Below are 25967 nucleotides of genomic sequence, written 5' to 3'. Positions count from 1 at the left end.
AAGGGATGCTGCGGATTTCCAAGAAGCTGATGTTCGCCATCGAGGTGGTGCTGGACATCGCCTACAACGCCGGTTCCGAACCCGTGCAGTCGGGTGAGATCACGGCGCGGCAGGGCATCCCCAAGCGTTACCTGGAACAGGTGCTGCAGGCCCTGGTGCGGGCGGGTATCCTGGCCGGCGTGCGCGGCCCCCGGGGCGGCTACCGTCTGGCCCGCGAGCGCCGCCGCATCACGGTGGGTGAGATCGTGCGCATCGTCCGCGCCCTGGAACAGGCCACCGATCCCATGGAAGAGGCGGTGGGGGCCGAGCTGGGCCGGCAGGTGGTGCGCCCGCTGTGGGCCGAGCTGCAGGACGACTGCATGCGCCGCCTGGACCAGACCACCATCGAGGATTTGTGTCTGCGCGCCCACCGCGCCGGCATCGAAAGCGAAGCGACCCACAAGCTGGACTTCAGCATCTAAGGAAGGGATCGAACCATGGCTGACACCGCCCCCACCGCCGCCTTCCGCGGCCGCGTTTACGACAGCATCCTGGAAACCGTGGGCGCCACCCCCCTGGTGCGCCTGAAGCGCCTGGCCGCCGCCCACGGCGTGAAGGCCGACATCATCGGCAAGTGCGAGTTCTTCAATCCGCTGTCCAGCGTGAAGGACCGCATCGGCCTGGCCATGATCGAGGCCGCCGAGGCCGACGGCCGCATCTCCCCCGACCGCACCCTGCTGATCGAGCCCACCTCGGGCAACACCGGCATCGCGCTGGCCTTCGTGGCCGCGGCCAAGGGCTACCGCCTGATCCTGACCATGCCGGAAAGCATGTCGGTGGAACGCCGCCGCATGCTGAAGCTGCTGGGCGCCGAGATCGTGCTGACCCCGCCGGCCCAGGGCATGAAGGGCGCCATCGCCAGGGCGGAGGAACTGGCGGCCGAGGCCGGCGACGCCTACATCCTGCAGCAGTTCAAGAACCCGGCGAACCCGGAGATCCACCGCCGCACCACGGCCGAGGAAATCTGGACCGACACCGCCGGCGGCGTTGATTTCCTGATCTCCGGCGTGGGCACGGGCGGCACGCTGACCGGTGTGGCCAGCGTGATCAAGGAGCGCAAGCCCAGTTTCAAGGCCGTGGCGGTGGAACCGGAGGACAGCCCCGTCCTGTCCGGCGGCCTGCCGGGCCCGCACAAGATCCAGGGCATCGGCGCCGGCTTCGTGCCCGACATCCTGGACACCCACCTGATCGACGAGGTGCTGCGCATCTCCAACCAGCGCGCGTTCGAGACGGCGCGCGAGGTGGCCAAGCTGGAAGGTGTCGCCGTCGGTATCAGCTCCGGCGCCGCCCTGGCCGCCGCCCTGGAGCTGGGCGCCCGCCCGGGGAACGAGGGCAAGCAGATCGTCGTGATCCTGCCCAGCTTCGCCGAACGCTACCTGTCCACCGGCCTGTTCGACGGCCTGGATTGATCGACATCGGGGCCGGTTGAGCGCAACCGGCCCCATCACATCGCTGCTGGTTTTATCGTTTTATCTAGACCGCGACCGCGGTCGCCGGAGCATTTCGGGGAGCGTCAGCGGACTGGAATGCGAGGACAGCCAAGGCGCGGATGCGCCGCCGGCGCCTGAGGCAAACATATGGACTTTAATGACTCACAGATCGAGCGCTACTCCCGCCACATCATCCTGAAGGAGGTGGGCGGGGAGGGGCAGGCCAGGCTGCTGGCCAGTTCCGTCCTGGTGGTGGGCGCCGGCGGCCTGGGCGCCCCCCTGCTGCTGTACCTGGCGGCGGCCGGGGTGGGACGCATCGGCATCGTCGATGACGACACGGTCGACCTGTCCAACCTGCAGCGCCAGGTGGTGCACGACATGGCCTCGTTGGGCCTGGCCAAGGTGGACAGCGCCGCCGCGCGCCTGCGCGCCATCAACCCCGACGTGGCGGTGGAGGTGCACAAGATGCGCCTGGGCCCCCACAATGTCCGGGACCTGATCCGGGCCTATGACATCGTGGCCGACGGGTCGGACAATTTCGCCACCCGCTTCCTGCTGAACGACGCCTGCTATTTCGAGCGCCGTACCCTGGTGTCGGCCGCCATGCTGCGCTTCGACGGCCAAATCTCCACGTTCAAAGCGTATCTGGGTAAGGCCCACGAGGGCCATCCCCACCCCTGCTACCGCTGCGTCTTCCCCGAACCGCCGCCGCCGGGCCTGGTGCCCTCTTGTTCCGAGGCCGGGGTGCTGGGCGCCCTGGCCGGCACCGTGGGGTCCTTGCAGGCGCTGGAGGTGCTGAAGGAGCTGCTGGGCATCGGCGACAGCCTGTCCGGCCGCCTCATGCTCTATGACAGCCTGGGTGCCTCCTTCCGCACCGTGCGGGTGAAGCCCGACCCCGACTGCCCCCTGTGCGGCAGCCATCCCATCATCACCGCCCTGCCGGGCGAGGCCACCATCACCGCCCTGCCCGGTGAAAAGGGGTCGGGGGAAGAGACGGCATGACGGCCACTCAACCGGGGCTTTCCATCGTCCTGCACTCCGGCGGCTTCGACCGGGTGCATTACGCCCTGGTCATGGCCACGGCGGCGGCGGCCATCGGCCGCCCCACCCTGCTGTTCGTCACCGGTCGCGCCCTGCACCTGTTGCTGGCGGACGACGGCTGGACCGGCCTGGACCCGGCGGACGACGGCAGTACCGCCGTCGAGCGTGAGCGGCGGTTCAGGGAAACCAACGTTGCCACCCTGGCGGAGCTGGCTGAGTCGCTGGACCCCCTGGGGGTGCGCGTCATGGCCTGTGAGATGGGCTGGCGCGTGCTGGGGCTGGACAAGCCGGCCCTGCGTCCCGATGTGACGGTGGAAACCGCGGGTGTGGTGACGCTGTTGCAGGCGACCCCGCCGGGCGCCCATCTTATCCACCTGTGATCCGCCCAGCCTGAGAGCGCCCCCCATGCCTGAATTGCCCGAGGTCGAAACCGTGGCCCGGGGCCTGGCCCTGAAGATGGAGGGCCGCACGCTGGTGCGCGTGGCCCAGCACCGCCCCAACCTGCGCACGCCCTTCCCGCCCGGCTTCGTCCAGCGCCTGACGGGCCGGCGCGTGGCCGGCATCGGCCGCCGGGCCAAGTATGTGCTGGTGCGCCTCGACCCGGTTTCTGGCTCCGGGGATGATACCCTGCTCATCCACCTGGGCATGTCGGGCAGCATGGTGGTCAGCCGGGGGCCGGCTGGCGCGCCCGGGGCGCACGACCATGTGGTCATGGAAACGGACGACGGTGCCGTCGTCACCTTCAACGATCCCCGCCGCTTCGGCCTTATGGACCTGATCGCGGACGGGCAGGTGGACAGCCACCCCCTGCTGGCCAAGCTGGGGCCGGAGCCCCTGGGCAACGAATTCGACGCGGATACGCTGTCCGCGCGCCTGGCCGGCAAGATGACGCCCATCAAGGCGGCGCTGCTGGACCAGCGCGTGGTGGCCGGCCTGGGCAACATCTATGTCTGCGAGGCGCTGTTCCGTTCCGGTATCAGCCCGGAACGGTCGGCCGCCAGCGTGGCGGGCAAGGACGCCCAGCGGCTGGTGCCGGCCATCCGCGACGTGCTGACCGAGGCCATCGCGGCCGGCGGATCCTCCCTGCGCGATTACGTCCAGTCGGATGGCGAGTTGGGCTACTTCCAGCACTCCTTCGCCGTTTATGGACGGGAGGGGGAGGCCTGCCCCGGTTGCGACTGCGACGTGGCCCGCACGGGCGGCGTGCGGCGGCTGGTGCAGGCTGGCCGGTCCAGCTTCTTCTGCGCACGGCGGCAGCGCTGACGCATGCGGCCTTGGCCGTTGATGGGCGGCCCGGCATGCTTCACCTTATGGCTCTAGCGAACCTTACCGGCCCCTCCTGGCCGCCCCTGGTCCCCCGCGTGAGCCCTGAATGCGCCTTGCCCTTGCCGTTGCCGTTTCCATCCCCCTGCTGCTGGCCGCCGGGCCGGGCGGCGCCGGACCGGTGGAGCCGGGGTTCGTGCCGGGGGTGGAGGATTTGCCCCTGATGCCGGGGCTGACGGCGCCGGCCAACGCGGCGGTGGTCTTCGATCAGCCAGAGGGCCGCATCGTCGAGTCGGCAGCCCAGGGCGACGTCAACGCCGCCGCCATCACCGCCTTCTACGCCCAGACCCTGCCGCAGCTGGGCTGGCACCCCGCCGGCAACGGCCACTGGGCCCGTGAGGGGGAAAGGCTGGAGATCACGGCGACCCGCGACGGCGTGGGCGGCCGGGCCGAAACCATGGTGCGCTTCATTCTGCGGCCGCAGTAGACCCATTTCTGAAGTGCTTCGCAAGGGAAAGGGCGTGTTTAAAGTAAAAGACCCATGATCTTGGGTGTCGGCGACAGAATCGCCCATATCTGGTTTTAGACTCGTTGAATCCGGGGGGCGGGGATGTCCAAAGCAAGGGCATGCTCGCCGGATTTTGGTCTAGTCTGGCGCGGTTTTTAGGGCCGTGCCGCTTGACGGTTTCGTGGGGAGGGGGTATAAGCCCGGCCTTCCACGGCAAGGGTCGTGTTCGAAAAGGGTTTGTCATGGCTAATCATAAGTCCGCTGAAAAGCGCATCCGTCAGACGGAAGTCCGTACCGAAGTGAACCGGGCCCGCGTGTCCCGTATCCGCACCTTCGTGAAGAAGGTTGAGCTGGCCCTGGAAGCCGGCGACAAGGCCGCCGCCGCCGAGGCGTTCAAGCTGGCCCAGCCGGAAATGATGCGTGGTGTCTCCAAGGGCGTGATGCACCGCAACACGGTGTCCCGCAAGATTTCCCGTCTGTCTCTCCGCATCAACGCTCTGGGCTGATACGCCGGCCGCGCCGATCGCGCGGGCCCTCGGGGCCCGGCGCATGGGGCGGGGTTCCAGCTCTTGACCGTGGATTGGATGAGGCCGCGTCCTGCCGGACACCGGCGGGGGCGCGGCCTTTTCCTTGTCCGCCCGTCGTTACTGCGTTCATCCTCACCTATTCTTCCAGAATAGTCCGAAGGGCCGGTGGCGGGCGGCGGGTGCGAGCATCATTCGGTCTTTTTTGCTTGTTCCCTTTTCGAGCCTATTGCGAGTCCCGGACGGCCCGACTAGCATCTGCGGATGTGCGGGGTCGTTCTCCTCGATGAAGTAATCAAGCGGCGGAAACGCCCGCGCAGACCGATGGCAGATGTACATTGATGCTGACGCTTGGCGCTCTACATCATTCTGGCGTTGGTAGATTTCTGAATCTTTGAAGAAGATCATGCGTCTACGGGAGATTCTTTAAAACGAATCCCGTAAGGTGCGCGGTTTTGTTTGCGTGTGTAGGTTTTGGTCTGCCTAATATTTCAGCGGAATGGCGCCGGACAGGGCGGGGCGATGCCTCAAACCCGGTGCCGGCAAACGTTCCGGTGGGAGGAAAGGCGGTCACGGAACCAGCCGGGACAGGGCCGACGACAGGGGCTGACGAAGCGGGGTTAGGGCGGCGTTGGAAAGGGCGGGACCTTGGGTGGTCCTCCGCCTTTGTCCATCATCATCCGTCGCGCCGGCTGTCCGGCCGGCTCCCATGCCTTCGTTCGGCTCCAGGCTCGTCGCCCGGACCTCCGGCCTTCATGAGGCGCCTGCCGGGGTGATGCATCCCGGGATGACCTGTCTCATGGGGGAACCGGGCTTTTCCGGCATAAGGTTCCGGTCCGATTTGATCCGGTTGTCAGGCCGGCTGTCGTTGGCCGGTGTCGTCTTATTGATTTCCGGGTCCGGAAGGCGTTGGGGCAGGAGCGAAGCGGGAATGTCGGTTCAGGCATCTCTGGATCAGCAATGGGCGCGCATCAGCGGGCGCCTGAAGGACGAGGTGGGTGAAACCGCGTATCGCAGCTGGCTGAAGCCGCTGACCGTTGAGGATTTCATCGGCGGCCAGGTGCGCATCGTCGTGCCCACGCGCTTCATGCGCGACTGGATCCGCACCCACTACGCCGATCGCATCCGCGCCCTGTGGACAGGGGAGAATCCCGGCGTCCAGTCCGTGGAAATCGTCGTGGCCCCTCCGCGCAACGACGCCTCGCTCGGCGGTGCCCTGACCACCGGCCCGCGCGCCGCCAACGCCATCGTCGATGCCGGGCCGCTGGCGGAAACCGGTATCGATCATCTGCCCACATATGACGAGGTCCAGGCGCCCGCGTCCCTCAACGGTGGCCTGCATGGCGGTCTGAACGGGGTGGCCGAGGCGCCGGCCCTACCGGCCTTCATCGCCGGCAACGGCCTGGGTGAGGAGCGCGACGACGTCTCGGCCCTGCTGGACCCGCGCTTCACCTTCGAGAATTTCGTGGTGGGCAAGCCCAACGAGCTGGCGTTCGCCGCCGCCCGCCGCGTGGCCGACGCCAACGCCGTCACCTTCAACCCGCTGTTCCTTTACGGCGGCGTGGGCCTGGGCAAGACCCACCTGATGCACGCCATCGCCTGGCACATCCGCAAGAAGGACCCCGCCCGCCGGGTGATCTACCTGTCGGCGGAAAAGTTCATGTACCAGTTCATCCGGGCGCTTCGGTACAAGGACACCATGGCGTTCAAGGAGCAGTTCCGCTCCGTCGATGTGCTGATGATCGACGACGTGCAGTTCATCAGTGGCAAGGACAGCACCCAGGAAGAATTCTTCCACACCTTCAACGCCCTGGTGGACCAGAACCGCCAGGTCATCATCTCCGCCGACAAGAGCCCCTCCGACCTGGAAGGCATGGAGGAGCGCCTGCGCTCCCGCCTCGGCTGGGGGCTGGTGGCCGACATCCACCCGACGACGTACGAGCTGCGCCTGGGCATCCTGCAGTCCAAGGGCGAGCAGATGCGGGTGCAGATTCCGCAGAAGGTGCTGGAGTTCCTGGCCCACAAGATCACGTCCAACGTGCGTGAGCTGGAAGGCGCCCTGAACCGCATCGTGGCGCATGCCGAGCTGGTGGGCCGCGCCATCACCCTGGAAAGCAGCCAGGAAGTGCTGCACGACCTGCTGCGCGCCAGCAACCGCCGGGTGACCATCGAGGAAATCCAGAAAAAGGTGGCGGAGCATTACAACATCCGTCTGGCGGATATGAGCTCCGCCCGCCGCGCCCGCGCCGTCGCCCGCCCGCGCCAGGTGGCGATGTATCTGTCCAAGCAACTGACCGCCCGCTCCCTGCCCGAGATCGGCCGCAAGTTCGGCGACCGCGACCACACCACCGTGATGCACGCCGTGCGCAAGGTGGAAGAGCTGTGCGCCACCGACCCGACCTTCTCCGAGGACGTGGAACTGCTGCGGCGCATGCTGGAAGGGTGAAGAGGGTGGCTTGACGGAACAGTCAGGCCCCGTCCTAATGTACCTGATCCGTTCTTCTGCCTGATCGGGACATTGCCCTGACCTCCCCCCTGGCGATCTCACTGCCCCAGGCGCTGGCCTTCCGCCTGGACCGTCAGCATCTGCTGGCCCCGGCGCCCGACATGCTGACGGCGGCCGGCACGCTGCTGGGTGCCCAGGCCCAGGTGCAGTCCGCCGCCATCCTGCAATTGCGGGCGCGCACGGCCGCCCTGGACGACGCCGAGGTGGCCGGGGCTCTCCATGACAGCCGCAGCCTGGTGAAGCTGTGGGCCCAGCGCTCCACCTTGCACCTGGTGCCTGCGGCCGACCTGGGCGATCTCTTGGCCCTGCGCCGCCTGAAGCAGCCGGAGTATCATGCGTGGTACAGCCGCGAGGGCCTGTCGCCCGAGCGGGTGGCGGTGCTGATCGACGCCGTGGTCCAGGCGCTGGCCGACGGGCCGCACAGCCGCATGGACCTGTCCCGCCGCCTGGTGCCGCACCTGGGCGGCTGGGCCCAGCCCTGGCTGGAGCACAGCTGGGGCGGGGTACTGAAGCTGGCCTGCGCCCTGGGCCATCTGTGCCACGGCGCCCCGCGTCCCGACGATAACGAAGCCGCCTTCGTGGGGCTGCCCGCCTGGCTGGGCCAGGCGCCCGCGGTGCCGGCGGACAGCGCGTATGGCGTGGCGAATTTCCTGCGCCGCTATCTGGCGGCCTATGGTCCGGCAACGCCGGCCGACTTCCGCAAGTTTGCCGGTATCCCCGCCGGCCCCTGCCGCCAGGCCTTCCAGGACCTGGCCGGCGAACTGCTGGCGGTGGAGGTGGATGGCCGTCCTGCTTACATCCTGGCGCGGGACGAGGCGGCGGCGCGTGCCGCCGAGATGCCGGCCGGTCACCTGGCGGTGCTGCCCCTGTTCGATCCCTGGCTGCTGGCCCACACCGACACCGCCCAGGTGGTGGACGACAGGCATCGTACCGCCATCTACCGCCAGGCCGGCTGGATCTCGGCTGTGGTGCTGCGCCAGGGGCGGGTGGCGGCGACCTGGACCCATCGCCGCCTGGCCGCCAAAGGCCAGCCGGTGTGGGAGGTGGAACTGGCGCCGCTGGGCCGCCTCACCAAGGCGGAACGGCGGGTCGTCCTGGACCGTCTGCGCCACCTTTCGGGCGGCCCGGACGTGCGCTACGCGGGCGGATGATCCCCCTTTCGGACAGGCGGCGACTCGGCCTTCCGAATGCCTCTGGAATCGGTCGAAAACGCTGTCGCCGCGCGGGGCTTGTGCTATGGTGACCACCCATTTTTCCAGGCCCTGTGGGGGGGCCTTGGGGGATTCAAGGCAAACAATCGCCGCGCCTCACAGGGGCGACGGGTCAGCACAAGCGGAACGGCATGAAGATCACCATCGAACGCGCGGCTTTGCTCCGGTCTCTCGGTCATGTTCAGAGCGTGGTGGAGCGTCGGAACACCATTCCGATCCTGTCCAACGTCCTGCTGAAGGCGGAAAACGGTGAGCTGGCGCTGACCGCCACCGACATGGATCTGGAGATTGTGGAATCCGTGCCGGCCGACATCGCGCGTCCCGGTTCCGCCACGGCCCCCGCCCACACCCTGTACGACATCGCCCGCAAGCTGCCGGATGGCAGCCAGGTGGAACTGGACTTCACCGCCGACACGCTGACCCTGCGGTCCGGCCGGTCGCAGTTTCGCCTGGGCGCCCTGCCGGTGGAGGATTTCCCCGTCATGGCCGGCGGCGACACGGGCCACCGCTTCAGCCTGTCGGCCAGCGACCTGAAGATGCTGGTGGACCGGACCAAGTTCGCCATCTCCACCGAGGAGACGCGCTACTACCTCAACGGCATCTACCTGCACGCCTCCAAGGCCAAGACCGGCGCCGCCGAAATCCCCGTGCTGCGCGCCGTGGCCACCGACGGCCACCGCCTGGCCCGGGTGGAGATGGCCCTGCCCGACGGCGCCGGCGGCATCCCCGGCGTCATCATCCCGCGAAAGACCGTGATCGAGGTGCGCAAGCTGCTGGACGAGGCGGCCGACCGCATCGAGGTGCAACTGTCCGATACCAAGGTGCGCTTCGCCTTCGACAGCATCGTGCTCACCAGCAAGCTGATCGACGGCACCTTCCCGGACTATGAGCGCGTCATCCCCACGGGTAACGACAAGGTGATGGAGGTCAACGCCGGCCAGTTCGCTGCCGCCGTCGACCGCGTCGCCACCATCTCCACGGAGAAGAGCCGGGCGGTGAAGCTCAGCCTGGACCGCGGCATCCTGACCCTGTCGGCATCCAGCCCCGAGGCGGGTTCCGCCACGGAGGAGATCGAGGTCAGCTACGACAACACCGCCCTCGAGATCGGCTTCAACAGCCGCTACCTGCTGGACATCACCCAGCAGATCGAGGGTGAGGGCGTGCGCTTCACCCTGGCCGACGCCGGCTCGCCCACCGTGGTGCGCGACGTGGCCGACGGTTCGGCCCTCTACGTCCTCATGCCGATGCGCGTTTGAGGTCCTGGGGTCCCCCGGGGCGGCGGTAGCGGTTGCTGGCCAATATGGGCGCCATGTCCACAGAAGAGCCGCCCCTGACGGGGAAGCCGGAGGGCACCCCTCATGAGCATGGGGGGGCGGCGTCCGCGCCATTCGCGGCGCTGGCCGTCACGCGGCTGACCGTCACCCGCTTCCGCTCCTACGCCCAGGCCCGCCTGACGCTGGACCGGCGGCCGGTGGCGCTGACCGGCCCCAATGGCGCGGGCAAGACCAACCTGCTGGAGGCGGTCAGCTTCCTCGCCCCCGGTCGCGGCCTGCGCCGTGCCAAGCTGGGGGATGTGGAACGGCTGCAGGCCCCGGGCGAAACTTGGGAGACGCCGGGTTGGGCGGTGGCGGCGGAGGTGCAGACGCCGCTGGGCGCGGTGGAGATCGGCACCGGCCGCGACCCCGCTGGGGCGCCGGGCAGCGAGCGCCGCGTGGTGCACATCGATGGCCGCCCGGCCAAAAGCCAGATGGCACTGGCGCAATATGTTTCCTGCGTCTGGCTGACGCCGCAGATGGACCGCCTGTTCGTGGAGGGGGCCGCCGGCCGCCGCCGCTTCCTCGACCGGCTGGTGTTCGGCTTCCATCCCGAGCATGCCGGCCACCTCAGCCGCTTCGAACAGGCCATGCGCGACCGCATCCGCCTGCTGCGCGAGGGGGGCGACCCGTCCTGGCTGACGGTGCTGGAGGATCAGATGGCGACCAACGGCATCGCCGTGGCCGCCGCCCGGCGCGACGTGACCGCCCGCTTGGCCGCCGCCTGCCGCCGGGGCGTGGGTCCCTTTCCGGCGCCCGGCCTGGCGCTGACCGGCACCCTGGACGGCTGGCTGGCCGACCGGCCGGCGGTGGAGGCGGAGGACACGCTGCGCCGGGCCCTGGCGGAGGCGCGGCGGATCGACGCGCACGCTGGCACCACCACGGTGGGGCCCCACCGCAGCGACTTGGCTGTGACCTATCTGGCCAAGGGCATGCCGGCGGACCTGGGCTCCACCGGCGAGCAGAAGGCCCTGCTGATCGCCATCGTGCTGGCCAACGCCCGGCTGATGGCGGCCGAGGGCGGGGCGCCGCCCCTGCTGCTGCTGGACGAGGTGGCCGCCCACCTGGACGCCGAGCGCCGCACCGCCCTGTTCCAGGAGGTGCTGGCCACGGGGTCCCAGGCGTGGATGACGGGCACCGACGCCGCCACCTTCGCCGAGCTGGGGGGCGCTGCCACCCATGTCCGGGCGGTCCCGGACGACGCCGGCGGCGGCGTGGTGGTGGGCGCCGGATAGGCCCCCTGGCGCTTTCGAGAGTCCGCGGAATGGGGGGCTGCGATCCCCCTTGGTTATGACGGTTTTGCCCCTGAGCGACGCGATATCTGGTAGAGTGTATTCATGGCACAAGAAGCTCTGACGACCCCCGACTCCGCCGCCGAGGATTATGGCGCCAGCTCCATCAAAGTGCTGAAAGGCCTTGATGCGGTGCGCAAGCGTCCCGGCATGTACATCGGCGACACCGACGATGGTTCCGGCCTGCACCACATGGTGTACGAGGTCGTGGACAACGCCATCGACGAGGCGCTGGCCGGCTATTGCACGCGGGTGGACGTCATCCTGAATCCCGACGGCTCGTGCACCGTGCGCGACGACGGCCGCGGCATCCCCGTGGACATCCATGCGGAGGAGGGCGTGTCGGCGGCCGAGGTCATCATGACCCAGCTGCACGCCGGCGGTAAGTTCGACCAGAACAGCTACAAGGTGTCCGGCGGCCTGCACGGCGTGGGCGTGTCCGTGGTGAACGCCCTGTCGGAAATCCTGGACCTGCGCATCTGGCGCCAGGGCCGGGTGTGGGAGATGCGCTTTGCCCATGGTGAGGCCCAGGCGCCGCTGGCCAACACCGGCGTCGCCCCGCTGAGGGAAGACGGTCGGCCCCTGTCCGGCACGGAGGTCACCTTCCTGCCGTCCAAGGGCACCTTCACCAAGACCGAGTTCGACTACCAGACGCTGGAACATCGCCTGCGCGAGCTGGCCTTCCTGAACTCCGGCGTCACCCTGTTCCTGACCGATGCCCGGGGCGTGGAGCCCAAGTCGTGCGAGCTGCATTACGAGGGCGGGCTGGAGGCCTTCGTGCAGTGGCTGGACCGGTCCAAGACGCCGCTGCACAAGCCGGGCATCGCGCTGCGCGCCGAGCGCCAGAGCGACCTGGGCGGCACCATCGGCGTGGAAGTGGCGCTGCAGTGGAACGACAGCTATCACGAGAGCACGCTGTGCTTCACCAACAACATCCCGCAGCGTGACGGCGGCACCCATCTGGCCGGCTTCCGCGCGGCGCTGACCCGCACGCTGAACAACTACGCCAATGAGTCCGGCATCGCGAAGAGGGAGAAGGTGAACCTCTCCGGCGACGACATGCGCGAAGGCCTGACCTGCGTGCTGTCGGTGAAGGTGCCCGACCCCAAGTTCTCCAGCCAGACCAAGGACAAGCTGGTCTCCTCCGAAGTCCGCCCGGTGGTGGAGGCGGTGGTGGCCGAGGCCCTGGCGATGTGGCTGGAGGAGCATCCGGGCGACGCCAAGCGCATCATCGGCAAGGTGGTCGAGGCCGCCGCCGCCCGCGAGGCCGCGCGCAAGGCGCGTGAGCTGACCCGGCGCAAGGGCGCGCTGGACATGGCCTCGCTGCCCGGCAAGCTGGCCGACTGCCAGGAACGGGACCCGGCCTTGAGCGAACTGTTCCTGGTCGAGGGTGACTCGGCCGGCGGCTCCGCCAAGCAGGGCCGCTCGCGTCAGTTCCAGGCCATCCTGCCCCTGCGCGGCAAGATCCTGAACGTGGAGCGCGCGCGCTTCGACAAGATGCTGTCCTCCGCCGAGATCGGCACCCTGATCGCGGCGCTGGGCACCGGCATCGGGCGGGAGGAGTTCAACGCGGAAAAGGCGCGCTATCACAAGGTCATCATCATGACCGACGCCGACGTGGACGGCGCGCACATCCGCACCCTGCTGCTGACCTTCTTCTATCGCCAGATGCCCGAGCTGGTCGAGCGCGGCTACCTCTACATCGCCCAGCCGCCGCTGTACCGCGTGAAGCGCGGCACGGCCAAGGAACGCTACCTGAAGGACGACCGGGCGCTGGACGATTACCTGATCGGCCAGGGCCTGGAGGACGTGACCCTCAAGGCCGCGGACGGCAGCGAGCGCCTGGGCGGGGATCTGCGCGACGTGGTGGAGCAGGCGCGTTCCGCCCGCCACCAGCTGCAGGCCCTGACCCGCAAGGTGGGCAACGCGTCCGTGGTGGAACAGGCGGCCGTGGCCGGCGCCCTGTCCATGACCCTGCTGACCGACGACGCGCGCGCTGATGAGCTGGCCCGCGTGGTGGCGGACCGCCTGAACCGCATCGAGGCCCAGGCCGCGCAGGCGGCCGGCAATGCCGGCGAGGGCGCCACCGTGGGCGTGGGCGCCTGGCAGGGTGAGCGCGCGCGCGAGGGCGGCCTGATGCTGTTCCGCACCAGCCGCGGCGTCACCCACCGCCACATCCTGGATGCCGACGTGCTGAAGAGTGTGGAGGCGCGGCGCCTGGACGCCATGGCCGACTTCCTGAAGACGGTCTTCACCGACGCCGCCACCCTGACCTATCGCGGCCGCACCACCCGCACCATCGTCGGCCCCACCGGCCTGATGGACGCCGTGCTGGAACAGGGCCGCCAGGGCCTGGCCATCCAGCGCTATAAGGGCCTGGGCGAGATGAACCCGGACCAGCTGTGGGAAACCACCCTGGACCCCAAGATCCGCTCGCTGCTGCAGGTCAAGGTCACCCACGTTGACGAGGCGGAAGAGGTGTTCTCCACCCTCATGGGCGACATCGTCGAACCCCGCCGCGACTTCATCCAGGAAAACGCGCTGAAGGTGGCGAACCTGGACGTGTAAGTATTCGCCTTTGTGAGTTGACCCATAAAACGAGAATCTTTGACCCATAGCGTGAGAATCGGCGGTTTTTCTCATGCTATGGGTCAGGGCACGCCGAAGGTCGTCACCCCCTCTCCCGGAGCCCGGAAAGGGGATCTCCAGGCCTTCGGGTTCAAAAGGCTTCTCGTCCCTCGGCAATGTTCAGCAGCTGGGGGAACACGAACGTGGCCGGTGCGCGCCCTGCCGCCGGCACCAGTTCACGCAACAGGCCGTTGTCGCGCAGATCGCGGATGATCTTTCTGGCCGTCGGTGGTGGAATTTGGGCTGAGGTGATGAAATCCGGCGTCTGGAATATGGGCCGCTGGAAAATCCAGTCGAGGGCCCGCACCGCATATTGGGAATGGGTGATCTCCACCACCCAGTCGCGCTTATCCTGATGCAGGGCCAGGATCGCCTGAGCTTTCCGGGTGTTGCCTTCGGCCTGGGCGATGATGCCACGCAGGAAGAAGGCCACCCAGCCACTCCAGTCGCCGTCACGCGAGACGGCGAGCAACCGATGGTAATATTCATCGCGGTTGGCTTCGAGATATTCTGAGAGATAGAAATTGGGCCGAGACAACAGGCCATGAGCACAGAGAAACAGCGGGATGATGAGCCGCCCGATGCGCCCGTTGCCGTCGAGAAACGGATGGATCGCCTCAAACTCGGCATGAACAATGGCCAGCTGTACAAGCCGATCCGGCGCATCGGTGTGAATGTAGGCCTCCCATGCCGACATTGCCGGCTCGATCTTGTCAGCGCCTGGTGGCACGAAGCGCGCCTGCCCGATGGTGCAGCCTTCTGGTCCGATCCAGTTGGGAATGCGGCGGTATTCGCCGGGATCCTTGTGGCGACCACGGACACCATCCATCAACACGCGATGCGTGGCCTTGATGAGCCGCTGCGACAGTGGAAGCCAGGACATCAGACCCGCCGCCTCACGCAAGGCGGCACGGTAGTTCAGAACTTCGCGGGCGTCCGCCTTCTTGGGGGTGCTCTCATCGAACAGATGGCCCTGCGCCTCAAATTCCAGCACCTCGCCCAGCGTCACCTGCGTCCCCTCGATCTTGCTTGAGAGAACAGCTTCGTGGGCCGTCAGTGGGGATAGGAGGACGTCGGGATTGGGAATGCCGGAGAGTACGCCCTCATACCGCGCAATCGCGGCATTGGCGGGGCCAACCAGCGGGAACAAGGTTGGGAGATCAAGCTCCGCAGGTGGAAACCGTCCGTCGTGGTAAGCAACAGGCAATGGAGTCTCCGTCGGGCCATCATGGGTGAGCGCGCGTAAGCCGCAGGCTGCCCTTGATGATCGTTTGCCGAAAGCTACACCATTTGATGATCATGAAATAGGATTCTGCCTACATCAAGACAACTTGTTGTTATTGGACGATCATCAAATCCCCAGTCGGCGATGTCCTTTGGGGTTGTGGTTCATCGCGCCAGTCGTCAATCCACAAAAAAGATCGTCCAGGAACTCTGTTCCCGGTCGCACGCCCGTCACCAGCAGGCGATCACGGGCTCGGGTGCAGGCGACGTACAGCAGGCGGCGCTCGGTATCATTGATCGCTTCGATGTCCGCGACGTCGCCGATTGACAGGCGCACTCATGCAACGTGCCCAGGACGCTGGGTTCATCCGAAACGACTTGCCGCCCGGCCTCGCCGCGATCATGGGCGGCGCGCTGGTACAGTTCTGGCTCGACAGTCAGCTTGAAATCCGCGCTGCCCTGGCGATCACCGGCGACGAAGGGCTCGCAGACGAAGACGCCATTCGTCACATTGTTCGCCTGCTCCGCAGCCAGAGTTGAAACCGCGATCCGCGTCTTCCAATTGCGCTTTCGTTTTCTGGGCGCCGTCCGGTCAGATTTGGGCCATGCCACCATCGGCAAAGATCTCGCCGCCGGTGAGGAAACTGCTCTCCGCCGATGCGAGAAACAGAGCGACGGCCGCCACTTCCGTGGGCTTGCCCAGGCGACCTAGCGGAAGCTGGCTTGCCATGGCCTTGAGCGCTTCGTCAGGGTTTGGCGCACGCGACGCCGCGCGCCGGAGACCGGGAGTCTCCGTGGGTCCCGGCGATAATACGTTAACGCGAATCCCGGTTCCCTTGAGGTCCAGCGCCCAGCATCTCGCAAAGCTGCGAATGGCCGCCTTCGAGGCGCTGTAGATGCTGAAGTTCGGAGAGCCCATCGAGCCCGTCGTGGAACCGGTCATGATGATCGAGCCGCCGCCGGTCATCAACGGGAGCGCTTTCTGGACGGTCTGGATCGTGCCTTTCACGTTCACGCCGAAGACAAACTCATAGGATTCTTCGGTGATGCTCCCGAGTTTCTCGCCGGATCCGACACCGGCGTTCGCGAAAACAATGTCCAGCTTGCCGTGATTCGACCGAACCAGGTCAAAGAGACGATCGAGATCGACCGCCATCGCGACATCACCCTGCACGGCGGTGACGCCCGGGCCGATCTCCGCGGCAGCGCGCTCAAGCTCATCGGCACGCCGCCCGGTAATGTAAACATGCGCGCCTTCGCTGGCGAAAAGCCTTGCGGTCTCGAATCCAATGCCCGTGCTGCCGCCGGTTATGACCGCGACCTTGTCCTTCAACCTCATGCCGAGCCCCTCAAAAAAAATCCTGGCGAAGAACATTTTAGGCTCGCATATACTTTGTCACCAGTATGCACCTTTTGGTAAGTGCCACATCATGCGCCGTCCCATGCCCGTGAACGGCTTCAGCTCCGGCCTTGATGCCGCCCTGTTTGTACTTGGCGGCAAGTGGAAGCCGCTGATCCTCTTTCATTTGTTCAAGAACAGCCCGCTCCGCTATGCCGAGCTGCGCCGTGCTGTCGGTCGCGTCAGCGACAAAGTGCTGATCCAGCAGATCAAGGAAATGTTGGCTGACGGCATCATCGATCGGCGTGATTTTGGCGAAATCCCGCCTCGCGTCGAATACTCGGCCACGCAGCTCGGCAAAAGCCTTGGCGCGGCGTTGATGCCGCTGTGCAAATGGGGCGAGGAGTTCACCGATCGCGTCGAGGTGATCCGGGATCGTCGCGATCTCCGGGATATGAGTGACTAGGGAACTGATAAGGAAGGGGCATCACGCCAGGCGCAATTCCACATCGATGTTGCCGCGCGTGGCCTTGGAGTAGGGGCAGAACCCGTGACGGCGGGTGTAGGCCAGTTCCGCCGCCAGTTCGGCGACGATCTTGGCCGCCGGGGGGAAGCGGGCCAGCGGGGCACCCTGGCCGGCCCATTGCGCGCCATAGCCGGCGTCGCCAGCGGCCTTGGCGGCGGTGTTCAGGGCCTTGCCGGCGTCGTAGGCGACCGGGCAGGTGGGGACAGGTGGGCACCGCGTCCGGCGGCAACCTCCCGCCCAGAGAATGCCTCATTTGGCATCCCTGGCGGTACCGTCAGGTCATGGTGCTAAATCGGGGGATCAGCCGATGGCTGCCTTGCGCCGCCGGTACTCCGGCACCGGCAGGCCGCCCCAGCCCCAGTTTTCCAGCGGCATCTCCTCGATGACGACGAAGGTGCTGTCCAGCGGCTTGCCCAGAACCTGCAGCATGAGCTCGCTGGCGCCCTTGATCAGGGCGGCCTTCTGTTCCGCCGTGGTGGCGTCGGCACCGTGTGTGGTGCCTTCGCGGGTGATCTGGATGGTGACGATAGGCATGTCGGCTCTCCCGCCTTCCCAGGATCAGTGACCGGCACTTTGGCCGCCGTCGACGTGCAGGATCTCGCCCGTCACGAAGGGGGCGTTATCCAGGTAGAGGATGGCGTTCACGATGTCGGTCATCTCCCCCATGCGGCCCACCGGATGCTGCTTGCCCAGCCAGTCGTGGGTGGACGGGTCGTGCATCGGGGTCTTGATGATGCCGGGGGAGACGGCGTTGACGCGGATGCCACGGCTGGCGAACTCGATGGCCAGCGACTTGGTGGCGGCGTTCAGCCCACCCTTGGTCAGCGAGGCCAGCACCGAGGGGACACCGGAATTGGCGTGATCCACCAGGCTGGTGGTCACCTGCACCACATGGCCGCCGCCGCCCTGCTTCAGCAACTGGGCGATAACCAGCTGGGTGATGTGGTGGAAGCCGTTCAGGTTGGTGGACAGGACGCGGGCGTAGTCCTCGTCCGTGTAGTCGGTGTAGGGCTTGGCGATGAAGATGCCGGCGTTGTTGATCAGGCTGTCGATGCGACCGAAGCGCTCAAGCGCCGTGGCGATCACGCGCTCCGCCGTTTCGCGGCTGCCGATGTCGCCGGCCACGGTGGCCACGTTCGGATCCTGCGAGGGCTGGATGGTGCGGGAGGTGGCGACGACACGGTAGCCCTGGGCGACGAGGCCGGCGACGGTGGCGGCGCCGATGCCTTGCGAGGCGCCGGTGACGATGGCGACTTTTCCAGTGGTGCTCATGATGGGAACTCCTTCGGGATCGGTGGCGGGCGATCGTCTTTGTCGACGGCGCTGCCCTGTGGATGACCCGAAAGATGCGCCCCGCCTGGTTGCGGGTGAACGCCCGGCCGGCGGCAGACATCCTTGCGCCGCGTGGAAGAGTGCCGTGTTTAAAGGAACTTGAGGGGAGGCGGGCACAGCTGGGCGAAATGGGCCCGTAGGCGCGGCACGGCGTAATCGACGAAGGCGCGCACCTTGGGCACGGACAGGCGCCCCGGCGGCGCGATCAGGTGCACCGGCACCGGTTCATGCTCATCCCGGTCCAGGATGACTTTTAGGCTGCCGTCCGCCAACTCGGCCGCGATGTGGTAGGAGAACAGGCGGGTCACGCCCCGCCCCTCCACCGCCGCCGCGGCCGCCGCCCGGATGGTGTTGACCACCAGGCGGGGGGTGAAGCTGACGGTGCGGGGCACGGCCGACCCGGGCGCCGGTGGGAAGCTCCACGTCTCCAGCCCGAAATGGGTCATGGCCACGATGGCGTGGCGCGCCAGGTCCGATGGCTGTTCGATGGCCGGATGGCTTTCCAGGTAGCGGGGGGCCGCCGCCACCACCCGCCGCACCTCCCCCACCCGGGTGGCGACCAGGGCCGAGTCCGCCAGGTGGGAGATGCGCAGGGCCAGATCCATGCCCTCGTCGATCAGGCTGACCGGATGGTCGATCATGTTCAGGCGGACGGACACCTCGGGATAAGCGTCCATGAAACCCGCCAGGATGGGGCCCAGCACGGTCTCCCCCGCCGCCACCGGGGCGGTGACGGTCAAGAGGCCGCGCGGGGCCGAGTGTTCGCCGGCGGCCAGCATGTCGGCCTCGTCCAGGTCGGCCAGCACGCGGCGGCAGGCGGCGGCATACCGCTCCCCCGCCTCGCTCAAGTGCAGGGATCGTGTGGTCCGGTGCAGCAGGGCCGTTCCCACATGCCCCTCCAGGAAGGCGATGGCGCGGCTGACGGCCGCGGCGGAGCGGCGCATGCGGCGGGCGGCGCCGGCCAGACTGCCTTCGTCCACGGCGGCCACGAACACCCTCATCGCGTCGATACGGTCCATGGGCAAGGCTCTGGCAGGTGGGCGGGGCGAGCGGGCGCGGATGGCTCCGCCACGATAGGGCCGGAACGCAACGGTTGGAATGGGGCATCGCCCCAGGCGCTTATGCTATTGATGCGCCCGACGCTTTCGTCCCTTGGAGCACCGTGCCGCCGTGACCTACCTGATCCTGTTCATCGTCCTGGCCTTCGCCTACCGCTTCGCCATGCTGGCGGTGTCCATTCGGCATGAAAAGGCGCTGCGCGCCGCCGGCGCCGTGGAACATGGCGCCCGCAACACCTTGGCGCTGACCATCGCCCACATCGCCTTCTACCTGTCGGCGACGGTGGAGGGGCTGGTGCGCGACGCGCCCATCGACGCCGTCAGCGGCTTCGGCTTCGCGATCTACCTGTTCGGCACCGCGATGCTGCTGGTGGTGGTGTGGCTGCTGGGCCGGCTGTGGACGGTGAAGCTGCTGATCGCGCGCGACCACCAGCTGGTGACCCACCCGCTGTTCCGCCTGGTGCGGCACCCCAACTACTTCCTGAACATCCTGCCGGAACTGGTGGGCTTTGCCCTGACGCTGCACGCCTACTGCACCCTGGTCGCCGGCCTGGTCGTCTATCTGGTTCCCCTGACCATCCGCATCCGGCAGGAGGAACGGGCCATGCGCGAGACCTTCGCCGCTTATTGATCCGGTGCGCCGGGGAAAAATCGCTGGACCCGGGGCCCCATCGACCCCACCTCCATGGGCGCAAGGCCATTGGGATGGGATCAGAGGAACAGCATGACCGTGGGCGATGCTCCCAACACCCATGCGGCCAACACCCATGCGGCCGACATCCACGCCGCCGATGCCACCCGGCCCCACAAGGTTTCCGATATCCTGCAGGCCCTGGCGGCGGATGAGACCCGGGAGCGGGTGGCCATCGGCGATCTGCTGACGGCGCTCAGCGACCGCGCGGTGGGGGCGCTGATCTTCGTCTTCGCCGTACCCAACGCCCTGCCCATGCCGCCTGGCACCTCCGCCGTGCTGGGCCTGCCGCTGGTGTTCCTGACGGCGCAGCTGGCCCTGGGGCGCAAGCCCTGGCTGCCCCGCTTCATTTCCAGCCGGTCGCTGGCGCGCAAGGATTTCGCCGCCATGATGGCCAAGGTGGCGCCCTGGCTGGCCAAGGCGGAGCGCATGCTGAAGCCCCGCCTGGGCGTGCTGGCCCGCCCGCCGGTGGAACACGCGGTGGGGCTGGTCTGCTTCCTGCTGGCGCTGATCCTGTTCCTGCCCATACCGCTGGGCAACATGCTGCCGGCCGTGGCCATCAGCCTGGTGGCCCTAGGGGTGCTGGAACGGGACGGGGTGTGGGTGCTGCTGGGCCTGGGCACGGCGGTGACGTCCGTGGCCGTCGTCTGGGGCGTGCTGGTGGCCCTGCTGAAAAGTGGGCTGTTCCTGCTGGAACATACGCTGGGGATCTGAACTCAGGCGGTGCCCGCGGCCGACTTTTCGATGCGGCTGATGTGGTCCAGCCCGGGCAGGATTTCCGAACGCACGAATTCGACCCGCTTCATCGGGCCGCCGCCGCCGTGGGGGAATCGGGCCTTCCACAGGGCCATCTTCACCGCCAGGCCGCACAGCACGCCGCCGATGGTGACATGGTGGGCGGACAATTGGGCGCGGACGGAGCGGAAGCTGTCGGCATTGATGTCGTGCCAGAAATCCTTGCTGCGCCGGTCAAAGGCCTCGAACCGCCCGGTGATGGAGGTGGTGATCCCTGTCAGCATACGCATGACGTCGCTGATCATCTTCATCAGCAGGCGGTCGCGGGTGATCATCTCACTCTTGGTCGCTTCGTTCACCCAGGCCATGAAGCGCTGCACCTCCGGCACCAGGCCGTCCAGGCAGCTGCGGAAATAGGCCAGCGACAGGAAGACGTCGCCGTATTCCTCCAGGAAGTTGGGGATGTCCTGCAGCTGGATGTTCAGCTTCCGCGACAGCAGGGTCAGGTTGCGCAGCGCCTCTTCGCGGTCTGGATTGGCCAGCAGCTGGAACAGGTCGGCGATGTCGTTGATGGGCCGCTCCTCCGACCCATAGACCTGCTGGATCAGGGGCAGGGTGAAGTCGCGCATGTAGGTGGTCAGCTCCAGCCGCTTGCCGGCGGACAGGCGCAGGTAGTTGACGTCCTCCACCGGGATGCCCAGGCGGCGCAGTTCGATGCGCAGGCTGTAGACGTCATAGCTGTTCAGTTGGGTCAGCCGGTGGATCTGCGCCATGTCGGTGCGCATTTCCTTGGCGTGCGAGGGGTACATGGTGGCCAGGTGTTCCGGGTTCACCTGGCCGCTGCCGGCCGACCGGTCCTGGAACACCTCCACCACCGTCTCCAGCCGCGCGTTCTTGATCAGCCGCGCCCGTTTCAGGCCCGGCGTCTGCACCGGGATCATGCCCAGCGGCAGGATGTGCAGCGCGTCGCGGTCATCATCGGCGAACAGGCCATCGTCGCCCGACGACGAGGTCGTGGGCGGGAATTCCTCGGCGGCGGCCTCGCTGTCGGAAGGGGCGGGTGAAGACGTCAACGGGGCGGGATCCGGGAGGGCAGCGGGGTGGCGGCAACGGCGCCCTGTGTCGGCCGCCTCGACCCTGCGTCAGGTATAGACGACGGGGGGTGTGGTCAAGGGCGCCCGCGCAAGGATTTGGGCGGCCCCGGACATGCCCGCCCTGTGTCGTACCCACCCCCGGACTTGGATGGTACCCCACCCCCCTGGATATTTGCGCGGGGGCCATGGCCTCGCATACAGTGGGCCACAGGTACAAGGTGTGGGCCTTGGGATCATTTCTCCAATGAGCTGCTTTGTGAACAGATGGGCCGGGTCGGTGCCATGCGCCAGTCGGTGATGGGCGCCCTTGCCGGCCTGGCGGCCCTGCAACTGGGGCTGGCGGTCGTGGACATGCGAACGGCCTGGCTCCAGGCGCGCGACGCGCAGGACGGCCACGCCCTGGTGCTGGCCGCGCGGGGGCTGGCTGGCGCGCTGGATATCCAGTCGGCGCAGTGGACGGCGTCATACCTGGCCTTGCGGGCGCCGGGGACTTTGCCCGCGTCCCCAGCCACCGCTCCCCCGGCCACCACTCCCCCGGCCGCCACACCCTCTGCGGCCAACCCCTCCGCTGATGATCTGGCGGAAAAACGGCGGCAGGCGGACCAGGCGTTGGGCGCGGCGCTGGAGGCGCTGCCCGCCAATGCCGTGCTGGACAACGCACGCCAGCGCCTGGCCGGAATACGTCAGGAGCTGGCGGGGCCGCGCCGCGCGGTGGACCAGATGCTGCATCAGGCCGGCGGCGACCGCGACCCGTCCCTGGTGCGCAACTGGCTGGCGGGGGAAAGGGCGCTGGCCACGGCCGAGGGCCGTTTGGCGCGTGAGATCGTGGCCACCGCCGCCCGCAGCCTGCCCAGCGCCGACGCCGTCCTGGCCGGCGACGCGCTGGCGGCCCGCCGTGACGCCGACCTGGCATGGGCGGACGCGCTGACCCAGCCGCCCGCCGCCACGGCCGCCCCGCTGTTGGACTGGCCCGCGCCCTCCCGGCCCGACGACGGCCTGGCCGTGGCACTGGCGCGTTTCACCGCCGCCTTGAATGGCCGACGGGCGCCGGAGGAGGTGGTGGCGGCGCTCACCGGCATCGGTGCCGTGGCCGGCGGGGCGCTGGACCGCTGGGCGGCGGTGCCCGTTCCCGCCGCCGGCTGGGCGGCGGTCAAGGCCGGGGCGCCGCTGACCTTGGCGGCCCTGTTGACGCTGGCCATCCTGGGGACCTTGCGCCAGGGCGTGTTCCTTGCCGTGTCGCGCACCGCCCGGCTGATGCGCGACCTGGCGGAGGGGCAGGTGGCCCAGGCGCCGGCGTTGCTGCCGCGGCTGGGGCGCGACCCTCTGGTGGCGGAACTGCATTCGGCGCTGGCCCTCTATTGGTCCCACGCCCGCCGCATCGAACGAGAGACCCAGCGCCGGGAACGGGCGGAACGGCTGCTGACGGTGGAACGCAAGGTGTTGGGCATGACCGCAGGGCGCGCGGCCCTGTCGGCCGTGCTGTCGGCCCTCTGCTCCGGCATGGAGGCGGAACTGGAGGGCGGGCTTTGCTCCATCGTGCTGGTGGATGCCGAGCGGCGCCACATCCAGACCGGTGCCGCCCCCAGCCTGCCGCCGGCCTTCGTGCGCGCCGTCGATGGGACGGAGGTGGGGGCGTCCGTGGGGTCCTGCGGCACGGCCATCCACCGGTGCGAGCCGGTGATCGTCACCGACATCGCCAGCGACCCGCTGTGGCGGGAATTCCGGCAGGTCGCGGCGGAGGCCGGCCTGGCCGCCTGCTGGTCCCTGCCCATTCTGGCCGGTGACGGTCATCCCCTGGGCGCCTTCGCCGTCTATTTCCGCACCCCGCGCTCGCCCGAGGGCTGGATGCTGGACCTGGCCCGCCGGGCCAGCCGGTTGGCCACCGTCGCCATATCGGCGGAGCGGGCGGCGGAAGAGGTGGAGCGGGCCAAGGCCGCCGCCGAGCTGGGCAATCGCACCAAGACCGAGTTCCTGGCCAACATGAGCCATGAGCTGCGCACGCCCCTCAATGCCATCATCGGATTCGCCGAGGTGCTGGAGAACGACCTGCGCCGCGTGCCCGATCAGGCGACCAACACCGGCTATGCCGGTGACATCGTGGCCAGCGGCCGCCACCTGCTGGCCATCATCAACGACATCCTGGATGTTTCGAAGATGGAGGCGGGCAAGGTCGAGCTGCGGGAACGGGTGTGCGACGTGGGCGCGCTGGTGGCGGGGTGCGAGCGCATCGCCCGCGCCCGCGCCATGGAAAAGCGCATCGACCTGGTGGTGGCCATGGCGCCCGGCCTGCCCCCACTGTTGGCCGACGACGTGAAGATCAAGCAGATCCTGCTGAACCTTCTGTCCAACGCCGTGAAGTTCACGGACCCGGGCGGCACCGTGTCGCTGACCGCCACCATCAATCCCGAGGCCCAGCTGGTCATCGCCGTCACCGACACCGGCATCGGCATCGCGGCGGAGGACCTGTCCAAGGTCTTCGTGCCCTTCCAGCAGATTGACAACGTCTACGCCCGCACGACGCAGGGCACCGGCCTGGGCCTGTCGCTGTCCAAGGGCTTGGCCGAACTGCATGGCGGCCGGCTGGACATCGCCTCGCAACTGGGCCAGGGCACCACCGTCTCCCTCATCCTGCCCGGCCAGCGCCTGCTGACGGGCGGCGCCGGCGAGGACGGCCGCCCCGGCTTGCCGCCGGGCGTGATGGCGGCGGCGTTGGGGGAAAAGGGCGCGTAAGGGATTACGCGGCCGCCGGCGCCCGATGATCGAGGGAAGGTAAAACGAAAAGGCCCGAAAGCGCAGGGCTTCCGGGCCTTTCCCCCGCCGCTTCCGCGACGGACCAGGTCTCGAAGAACCTTATATGTAGTAGGACGCCAGCGGCGAGAAGCCGTTGAAGTTGACCGCCGAGTAGGTGGTGGTGTAGGCGCCGGTCGCCAGGATATCGACCTTGTCGCCGATGCGCAGGTCCACCGGCAGGCGGTACTCCGTCTTCTCGTACAGCACGTCGGCGCTGTCGCAGGTGGGGCCGGCCAGGATGACGGGCTCGGCGGCGCCGCCGTCATGGGGCGTCTGGATCTTGTACTTGATGGCCTCGTCCATGGTTTCGGCCAGACCGCCGAACTTGCCGATGTCCAGGTAGACCCAGCGGCGCTCGTCACGGTGCGACTTGCGCGAGATCAGCACCACTTCCGACCGGATGACGCCAGCGTTGCCTACCATGCTGCGGCCCGGCTCGATGATGGTCTCGGGCAGGCGGTTGCCGAAGTGCTTGCGCAGCGAGGCCTCGATGGCGTTGCCATACTCGCCCTCGCTGGGGATGTCCTTCAGATAGCGGGTGGCGAAGCCGCCGCCCAGGTTCACCATGCGCAGCATCACGCCCTTTTCTTCCAACGTATGGAAGATCTCGGCGGTCTGGGCCAGGGCCTTGTCCCACTGGGTCAGGTCGCGCTGCTGCGAGCCGACGTGGAAGGACACGCCGTAGGGCACGACGTTCATGGTCGAGGCGGCCAGCAGCAACTCCGTCGCCATCTCCGGCTCGCAGCCGAACTTGCGCGACAGGGGCCAGTCGGCACCCTCGCCCGAGGTCAGGATGCGGCAGAAGACGCGGGCGCCGGGGGCATGCTCCGCGATCTTCTCCAGCTCTTCCATACTGTCGAAGGCGAACAGGCTGATGCCCAGGGCGTGGGCGCTGGCGATGTCCGACGCCTTCTTGATGGTGTTGCCGAAGCTGATGCGGTCGGCGGTGGCGCCGGCGGTCAGGCAGTACTGGATTTCCGGGATGCTGGCGGTGTCGAAGCAGGACCCCCGCTCGACCAGCAGCTTCAGGATTTCCGGCGCCGGGTTGGCCTTCACGGCATAGAAGATCCGGGCCTCGGGCAGGGCGTCGTGCAGGTTGGCGTAATTGTTGGCGACGACGTCCAGGTCGACCACCAGGCAGGGCGTGGCGGGCGTGTTCTCAGCGAAAAAACGAGCGATCTTCTCGGTCATCGATGACTCCGAGGCCAAAAGGCATTCAGGGGATGGATCGGGAATGGGGGCTTAACCGGGCAATGGCCCGGGTCCGTTCACTTAACCGGGCAGCGGCCCGGGTCCGTTCAAGCGTGCCAATAAAGCGGCCGGCCCGAACGGGTCAGATACTGGAGATATGCCCAGGCGGTGCCAAAAGCGCGCAAACCACCGGCCCGGTCTGACTGCAGACCGCCTGATCATGGCCCATCCG

The 25967-nt window shown here is 67.8% G+C and carries 25 protein-coding genes; 17 read left to right on the top strand and 8 right to left on the bottom strand.

The features are described from left to right. The first annotated feature begins 5 nt into the window (after nucleotides 1-5). From FBZ89_RS15995 to gyrB, 12 genes are all read left to right on the top strand, one after another. The gene (locus FBZ89_RS15995) at nucleotides 6-461 is read left to right on the top strand and encodes an RrF2 family transcriptional regulator (RefSeq protein WP_004273531.1); all 456 of its coding nucleotides are present in this window, start codon (nucleotides 6-8) and stop codon (nucleotides 459-461) included. Nucleotides 462-476: 15 nt separating this feature from the next. Further along, the gene (cysK, locus tag FBZ89_RS15990) at nucleotides 477-1448 is read left to right on the top strand and encodes a cysteine synthase A (RefSeq protein WP_040848093.1); all 972 of its coding nucleotides are present in this window, start codon (nucleotides 477-479) and stop codon (nucleotides 1446-1448) included. A gap of 168 nt (nucleotides 1449-1616) precedes the next feature. Next, complete coding sequence (locus tag FBZ89_RS15985; RefSeq protein WP_145750946.1) at nucleotides 1617-2471, top strand: HesA/MoeB/ThiF family protein; 855 nt, start codon at nucleotides 1617-1619, stop codon at nucleotides 2469-2471. Further along, entirely contained in the window at nucleotides 2468-2890 is a 423-nt protein-coding gene (locus FBZ89_RS15980; RefSeq protein WP_145750945.1) for a DsrE family protein, read from the top strand. Before FBZ89_RS15985 ends, FBZ89_RS15980 begins: the two co-directional genes overlap by 4 nt. Nucleotides 2891-2915: 25 nt before the next feature. Next, nucleotides 2916-3773 (top strand): bifunctional DNA-formamidopyrimidine glycosylase/DNA-(apurinic or apyrimidinic site) lyase, encoded by an 858-nt coding sequence (mutM, locus tag FBZ89_RS15975; RefSeq protein WP_145750944.1) that lies wholly within the window; start codon nucleotides 2916-2918, stop codon nucleotides 3771-3773. A gap of 109 nt (nucleotides 3774-3882) precedes the next feature. Beyond that, on the top strand, nucleotides 3883-4260 hold the full coding sequence (locus FBZ89_RS15970) for a hypothetical protein (RefSeq protein WP_211115256.1): 378 nt from the start codon (nucleotides 3883-3885) through the stop codon (nucleotides 4258-4260). A gap of 263 nt (nucleotides 4261-4523) precedes the next feature. Continuing rightward, nucleotides 4524-4787 carry a 30S ribosomal protein S20 gene (gene rpsT / locus FBZ89_RS15965; RefSeq protein WP_040846579.1) on the top strand — a complete coding sequence of 88 codons (264 nt, stop codon included), beginning with the start codon at nucleotides 4524-4526 and terminating at the stop codon, nucleotides 4785-4787. 949 nt (nucleotides 4788-5736) lie between these two features. Then, complete coding sequence (gene dnaA / locus FBZ89_RS15960) at nucleotides 5737-7251, top strand: chromosomal replication initiator protein DnaA (protein ID WP_145750943.1); 1515 nt, start codon at nucleotides 5737-5739, stop codon at nucleotides 7249-7251. Between the two features lie 161 nt (nucleotides 7252-7412). Then, nucleotides 7413-8462, top strand: a complete 1050-nt coding sequence (locus FBZ89_RS15955; protein ID WP_145750942.1) for a winged helix DNA-binding domain-containing protein — start codon at nucleotides 7413-7415, stop codon at nucleotides 8460-8462. Nucleotides 8463-8653: 191 nt separating this feature from the next. Further along, complete coding sequence (gene dnaN, locus FBZ89_RS15950; RefSeq protein ID WP_040846584.1) at nucleotides 8654-9778, top strand: DNA polymerase III subunit beta; 1125 nt, start codon at nucleotides 8654-8656, stop codon at nucleotides 9776-9778. A gap of 53 nt (nucleotides 9779-9831) precedes the next feature. After that, the gene (recF, locus tag FBZ89_RS15945; RefSeq protein WP_145750941.1) at nucleotides 9832-11070 is read left to right on the top strand and encodes a DNA replication/repair protein RecF; all 1239 of its coding nucleotides are present in this window, start codon (nucleotides 9832-9834) and stop codon (nucleotides 11068-11070) included. A gap of 102 nt (nucleotides 11071-11172) precedes the next feature. After that, the gene (gyrB, locus tag FBZ89_RS15940; RefSeq protein ID WP_145750940.1) at nucleotides 11173-13695 is read left to right on the top strand and encodes a DNA topoisomerase (ATP-hydrolyzing) subunit B; all 2523 of its coding nucleotides are present in this window, start codon (nucleotides 11173-11175) and stop codon (nucleotides 13693-13695) included. 151 nt (nucleotides 13696-13846) lie between these two features. Here gyrB and FBZ89_RS15935 read toward each other — a convergent pair whose 3' ends face one another. Both FBZ89_RS15935 and FBZ89_RS31205 read right to left on the bottom strand, forming a co-directional pair. Next, nucleotides 13847-14905 (bottom strand): Fic family protein, encoded by a 1059-nt coding sequence (locus FBZ89_RS15935; RefSeq protein WP_246172269.1) that lies wholly within the window; start codon nucleotides 14903-14905, stop codon nucleotides 13847-13849. 201 nt (nucleotides 14906-15106) lie between these two features. After that, nucleotides 15107-15316 (bottom strand): hypothetical protein, encoded by a 210-nt coding sequence (locus FBZ89_RS31205; RefSeq protein ID WP_211115255.1) that lies wholly within the window; start codon nucleotides 15314-15316, stop codon nucleotides 15107-15109. A 2-nt stretch (nucleotides 15317-15318) separates the two neighbouring features. Here FBZ89_RS31205 and FBZ89_RS15925 point away from each other — a divergent pair, with 2 nt between their 5' ends. Then, nucleotides 15319-15519 (top strand): hypothetical protein, encoded by a 201-nt coding sequence (locus FBZ89_RS15925; RefSeq protein ID WP_145750938.1) that lies wholly within the window; start codon nucleotides 15319-15321, stop codon nucleotides 15517-15519. Between the two features lie 52 nt (nucleotides 15520-15571). Here FBZ89_RS15925 and FBZ89_RS15920 read toward each other — a convergent pair whose 3' ends face one another. After that, the gene (locus FBZ89_RS15920) at nucleotides 15572-16318 is read right to left on the bottom strand and encodes an SDR family NAD(P)-dependent oxidoreductase (protein ID WP_145750937.1); all 747 of its coding nucleotides are present in this window, start codon (nucleotides 16316-16318) and stop codon (nucleotides 15572-15574) included. On the opposite strand from FBZ89_RS15920, the gene FBZ89_RS15915 reads away from it, so the two are divergent. Then, complete coding sequence (locus FBZ89_RS15915) at nucleotides 16302-16784, top strand: winged helix-turn-helix transcriptional regulator (RefSeq protein WP_246172267.1); 483 nt, start codon at nucleotides 16302-16304, stop codon at nucleotides 16782-16784. The genes FBZ89_RS15920 and FBZ89_RS15915 overlap by 17 nt on opposite strands. A gap of 360 nt (nucleotides 16785-17144) precedes the next feature. Here FBZ89_RS15915 and FBZ89_RS15905 read toward each other — a convergent pair whose 3' ends face one another. From FBZ89_RS15905 to FBZ89_RS15895, 3 genes are all read right to left on the bottom strand, one after another. After that, entirely contained in the window at nucleotides 17145-17378 is a 234-nt protein-coding gene (locus tag FBZ89_RS15905; protein WP_145750936.1) for a tautomerase family protein, read from the bottom strand. A 24-nt stretch (nucleotides 17379-17402) separates the two neighbouring features. Further along, on the bottom strand, nucleotides 17403-18116 hold the full coding sequence (locus tag FBZ89_RS15900) for an SDR family NAD(P)-dependent oxidoreductase (RefSeq protein WP_145750935.1): 714 nt from the start codon (nucleotides 18114-18116) through the stop codon (nucleotides 17403-17405). 149 nt (nucleotides 18117-18265) lie between these two features. Then, nucleotides 18266-19195, bottom strand: coding sequence for a LysR family transcriptional regulator (locus tag FBZ89_RS15895; protein ID WP_145750934.1), 930 nt, complete (start codon nucleotides 19193-19195; stop codon nucleotides 18266-18268). Nucleotides 19196-19346: 151 nt separating this feature from the next. On the opposite strand from FBZ89_RS15895, the gene FBZ89_RS15890 reads away from it, so the two are divergent. Both FBZ89_RS15890 and FBZ89_RS15885 read left to right on the top strand, forming a co-directional pair. After that, nucleotides 19347-19865, top strand: coding sequence for an isoprenylcysteine carboxyl methyltransferase family protein (locus FBZ89_RS15890; RefSeq protein ID WP_211115252.1), 519 nt, complete (start codon nucleotides 19347-19349; stop codon nucleotides 19863-19865). A gap of 93 nt (nucleotides 19866-19958) precedes the next feature. Then, nucleotides 19959-20639: an exopolysaccharide biosynthesis protein gene (locus tag FBZ89_RS15885; RefSeq protein WP_145750933.1), complete on the top strand. Its 681-nt coding sequence runs from the start codon at nucleotides 19959-19961 to the stop codon at nucleotides 20637-20639. A gap of 2 nt (nucleotides 20640-20641) precedes the next feature. Here FBZ89_RS15885 and FBZ89_RS15880 read toward each other — a convergent pair whose 3' ends face one another. Then, complete coding sequence (locus FBZ89_RS15880; RefSeq protein ID WP_246172265.1) at nucleotides 20642-21733, bottom strand: hypothetical protein; 1092 nt, start codon at nucleotides 21731-21733, stop codon at nucleotides 20642-20644. A gap of 303 nt (nucleotides 21734-22036) precedes the next feature. Between FBZ89_RS15880 and FBZ89_RS15875 the strand changes: the two genes are divergently transcribed. Further along, nucleotides 22037-24484 (top strand): ATP-binding protein, encoded by a 2448-nt coding sequence (locus tag FBZ89_RS15875; RefSeq protein WP_145750932.1) that lies wholly within the window; start codon nucleotides 22037-22039, stop codon nucleotides 24482-24484. 120 nt (nucleotides 24485-24604) lie between these two features. Here FBZ89_RS15875 and FBZ89_RS15870 read toward each other — a convergent pair whose 3' ends face one another. Continuing rightward, nucleotides 24605-25735 (bottom strand): type III PLP-dependent enzyme, encoded by a 1131-nt coding sequence (locus FBZ89_RS15870; RefSeq protein ID WP_145750931.1) that lies wholly within the window; start codon nucleotides 25733-25735, stop codon nucleotides 24605-24607. Nucleotides 25736-25967: the final 232 nt, after the last annotated feature.

The sequence above is a fragment of the Nitrospirillum amazonense genome, from assembly GCF_007828045.1.
In the GTDB taxonomy this organism is placed as follows: Bacteria; Pseudomonadota; Alphaproteobacteria; order Azospirillales; family Azospirillaceae; genus Nitrospirillum; species Nitrospirillum amazonense_C.
The sequence above is the reverse complement of the archived record's forward strand: the minus strand, read 5'-3'. Positions and strand labels throughout refer to the sequence as shown.